Source organism: Pseudomonas sp. RL_105y_Pfl2_101 (genome assembly GCF_963970585.1).
In the GTDB taxonomy this organism is placed as follows: Bacteria; Pseudomonadota; Gammaproteobacteria; order Pseudomonadales; family Pseudomonadaceae; genus Aquipseudomonas.
In genome coordinates this window covers 1-4,342 of sequence record NZ_CAXAPG010000079.1, presented here as the reverse complement: position 1 = coordinate 4,342, position 4,342 = coordinate 1, and the positions used below count along the sequence as shown (strand labels likewise).

The 4,342-nt window shown below is 62.3% G+C and carries 1 protein-coding gene; it reads left to right on the top strand.

The features are described 5' to 3' along the window. Nucleotides 1-4,159: Ig-like domain-containing protein (locus AACY31_RS28215; RefSeq protein WP_339505579.1), on the top strand; the 4,159-nt coding region annotated here is incomplete at its 5' end. Nucleotides 4,160-4,342: the final 183 nt, after the last annotated feature.

Sequence of the window (4,342 nt, the reverse complement as noted above, 5' to 3'; positions counted from 1 at the left end):
GACGGGCGGTGTGGCAGCCGGTTTCCCACAATCGATTACCACCGCGCTGGGCAACACCCTGACCATCACCGGTTTCAACGCTGCGACTGGGGTGGTCAGTTACAGCTACACGCTGCTGGACAATGAAGCCCATCCAAACGCCAACGGCGCCAACAGCCTCAGCGAGCAATTTGCGGTCGTCGCCACCGACGACAACGGCACCATCGCCAACGGGAATCTGGACGTGAACATTGTCGATGACCTGCCGACCGCTCACGCTGATTCCGCCTCGGTGGATGAGGGCGGGACGGTCAGTGGCAACGTCCTGAACAACGACGAAGGCGGTGCCGACGGGCCTGCCGCGAGTGGTGCCGTGGTCGGCGTGCGTGCTGGCGACGACACTTCGACTCCTGCGCTTGGCGGCTTGAATACCCAGATCAACGGTACCTACGGCTACCTGACCCTGGACGCCAACGGCAACGCCGTCTATCACAGCAACCCCAACACCGTCAGTGCCCCAGGCGCGACCGATGTGTTCACCTACACTGTGCGCGATGCCGATGGCGATGAAAGCACCACCACCATCACCATCGATGTTCACGAAAGCTGCATCGTTGCCACGTCGGACCACGAAATCAGCGTCTACGAAAAAGCCCTCGACCTGACCCAGGACGGCCAGGACCTGGCCCCTGGCACCGTCACCGGCAGTGACCCGAGTGCTACCAGCGAGACCGCCAGCGGCAGCCTTGTCGGCTCGGTGACTGGCGCCATCGGTGCGGTGACCTTTACCTTGGTGGGCAATGCCACCGGTGCCTACGGTCAACTGTCGCTCCAGCCTGATGGTTCGTACACCTACACCTTGACCTCGCCGGCCACGACGACGCCCCAGGCCAACGATGGCCCCAACGTCTTGAGCGAAAGCTTCACCTACCAAGCCACGGACTCGCTGGGCAACACAGTCACCAGCACCATCGTCATCGATATTGTCGACGACGTGCCCAACGCCCATGCCGATTTCGCCTCGGTGGTGGAGGGCGGCACGGTCAACGGCAACGTGCTGGGCAACGACGTGCTTGGCGCAGACGGTGGCGTGGTGATCGGTGTACGCGCCGGCAATGACACTTCAACCTCCGCTGTCGGTGGTCTCAACAACCAGATCAACGGCACCTATGGTTACCTGACCCTGGACGCCAATGGCAACGCCGTCTACCACAGCAACCCCGACTCTGTCGTCGCACCCGGCGCGACCGATGTATTCACCTACACCGTGCGTGATGCCGATGGTGATGAAAGCACCACCACCATCAGCATTGACGTGCACAACAGCTGTCTCGTTGCAGCAACCGACCACGACATCACGGTCTACGAAAAAGCCCTCGACCTGACCCAGGACGGCCAGGACCTGGCTCCTGGCACCGTCACCGGCAGCGACCCGAGTGCTACCAGCGAAACCGCCAGCGGTACCTTGGTCGGTTCAGTCAGCGGTGCCACTGGCGCCGTCACGTACACGCTGGTGGGCAACGCCAGCGGCGCCTACGGCCAGTTGCTGCTCCAGCCTGATGGTTCGTACACCTACACCCTGACCTCGCCAGCCAACACCACGCCCCCTGCCAATGATGGCCCGAACGTGCTGAGCGAAAGCTTCACCTATCAGGCCACGGATTCCCTGGGCAACAGCACCACCGGCAGTCTGGTGGTCAGCATCGTCGATGACGTGCCAATGGCCATTGCGTCCGAGCGTTCGGTCACGGCGGTGCAGATCGATTCGAACCTGCTGATCGTGCTCGACGTGTCCGGCAGCATGGCCGATGACTCTGGTGTGCCGGGGCTTTCGCGCTTGGACCTGGCGAAACAGGCAATCAGCGCCTTGCTCGATAAATACGATGACCTGGGGGATGTGAAAGTCCAGCTCGTGACGTTCAGCAGCAGTGCCACCGACCAGACTTCGGTGTGGGTCGACGTGGCGACTGCCAAGTCGCTTCTCTCGAGCCTGTCGGCGGGTGGCGGGACCAACTACGACGCGGCGGTGGCGGTAGCCAAGACTGCGTTTGTCACGTCCGGGCAACTGACCGGGGCGCAGAACATCGGCTACTTCTTCTCCGATGGCAAACCCACCTCGGGCCAGGAAACCGGTGCGGCAGATGAGGCCGCATGGAAAGCCTTCCTCGACGCCAATGGCATCAAGAACTACGCCATCGGCCTGGGCAGCGGCGTCAGCAACGCCCACCTCGACCCGCTGGCCTACGACGGCAGCACCCACACCAATACCAACGCGGTGGTGGTGACCGACCTGAACCAGCTCAACTCGGTGCTTTCTGGCACCGTGCAAGGCATACCGGTCACCGGCAGCCTGTTGGGCGAGGGTGGCTCGTTTGGCGCCGATGGCGGGTTTGTAAAAAGCCTGGTGGTCGATGGCACTACGTACAGCTATGACCCCGCAGCCAACGGCGGTCAGGGTGCACTGAGCGCCAGCGGCGGGGTCAACCACGGCAGTTTCAATACGTCCACCAACACGTTGAGCATTGCCACCGCCCATGACGGTACCCTGGTGATCAACCTTGATACCGGTGCGTTCAGCTATACCTCCCAGACTGCCACGAGCGTATTGATCAGCGAAAACATCGGCTACACCGTCAGTGACAACGATGGCGATCTGGCCAGTTCCAGCCTGGTGATCAACGTCGTGCCCAACAGCCCTCCCGTGGCGATGGACGACAACATCATCACCAACGTGCTGTCAGGCAACATCGTGGTACCGGGCGAATTGCTGCTGGGCAACGACAGCGACGCCAACGGCGATCCGCTCACCGCCTCACCCACCAGTTTCAATACCGGTTGGACCGCCAAAGGCGGGGATTTCACTGGCAGCACCGGCACGGCCAGTTTCACCGGCAACAACGTGCAGTCGATCAACCTCAGCCGCAGTGCCTTCGTCGCCAATACCGCGAGCATGACGGCGATGCTGGTGGTCAGCGGTGCACTGGGGATGGTGTCCAATAACAACGCCAACGATGAAGACCGGCTCAACATCAGCCTCAAGCAGGGCGAAACCCTCACCCTGGACCACAACCTTTCGGCCGGTCGCATTGCGATGGAGTATTCACTCAACGGCGGGCCATTCATTGCGATCAACGATGGCGCTTCTTTCACCGCGGCAGCGGATGGCAACTACCAGATCCACGTCACCAACATCCCCAATCCCGGCGGCGGTAATTCCAAAGCGGCGGAAAACTATCAACTGACCCTGACCGTTGACTATGCGGGGGCGCAGGACAGCACACCGGATTACCACGGCAGCTACACCGCCAGCGACAACCATGGCGGTAGCGACAGCGCGGCGGTGGACATCAGCTACCAGGCGGGCCATACCCTGACGGGCACCACCGGTGACGATGTGCTGATCGCCGGCAACGGTGACAACATCCTCAATGCGGGCGACGGCAACGACATACTCAGCGCGGGCTCGGGCAACAACACCCTGCACGGCGGGGCAGGCAATGACTTGCTCTACAGTGGCGCGGGGAATGATCTGCTTGACGGCGGTACGGGCAACGACACCGCGAGCTATGCTCACGCGACCGCCGGGGTCGCCGTCAACCTGGGCCTGCTGGCGGCGCAGAACACCCTTGGCGCCGGCACCGACACACTGGCAGGCATCGAAAACCTGATGGGTTCGAACTTCAACGACACCCTCACCGGCGATGGCGTCAGCAACCGCATCAACGGTGGATTGGGCCATGACGTGCTCAATGGCGGTGGCGGCGATGACCTGCTGATCGGCGGCCTGGGCAACAACACGCTCACTGGCGGCAGCGGTGCCGATACCTTTCAATGGCAGGCAGGCAACAGCGGTCACGACGTGATCACGGACTTCGCCCCCGGCGTCGACAAACTCGACCTGTCCCAGCTGTTGCAAGGGGAGAACGGCAGCGCGGCGTCACTGGATGATTATCTGCATTTCAGCGTGAGCGGCAGCGGTGCTTCGGTCGTCACCAGCATCGATATCAGTGCCATTGCCGGCGCCACGCCGAACCAGACCATCGACCTGGCCGGCGTCAACCTCGCCAGTCATTACGGCGTCACACCCGGCGCAGGCGGGATGATCGCGGGCGGGGCGGATACGGCGACCATCATCAACGGCATGTTGAATGACCATTCGTTGAAAGTGGACACCGTGTGAGGTGAGCTGAAACGACAAAACCCGCCATCTCCGGTCTGGACATGGCGGGTTTTGCCTTTGTGGCGAGGGAGTCCCCGCCGCGTCTTCGACGCTGCGCTGTCGCGCAGCAAACAAGTGCTCGGCTTAAGATTGGGTGCGCGCGGGGAAAGAGGCCGTAGCTATCACTGGTGTGTCAGCACCCGC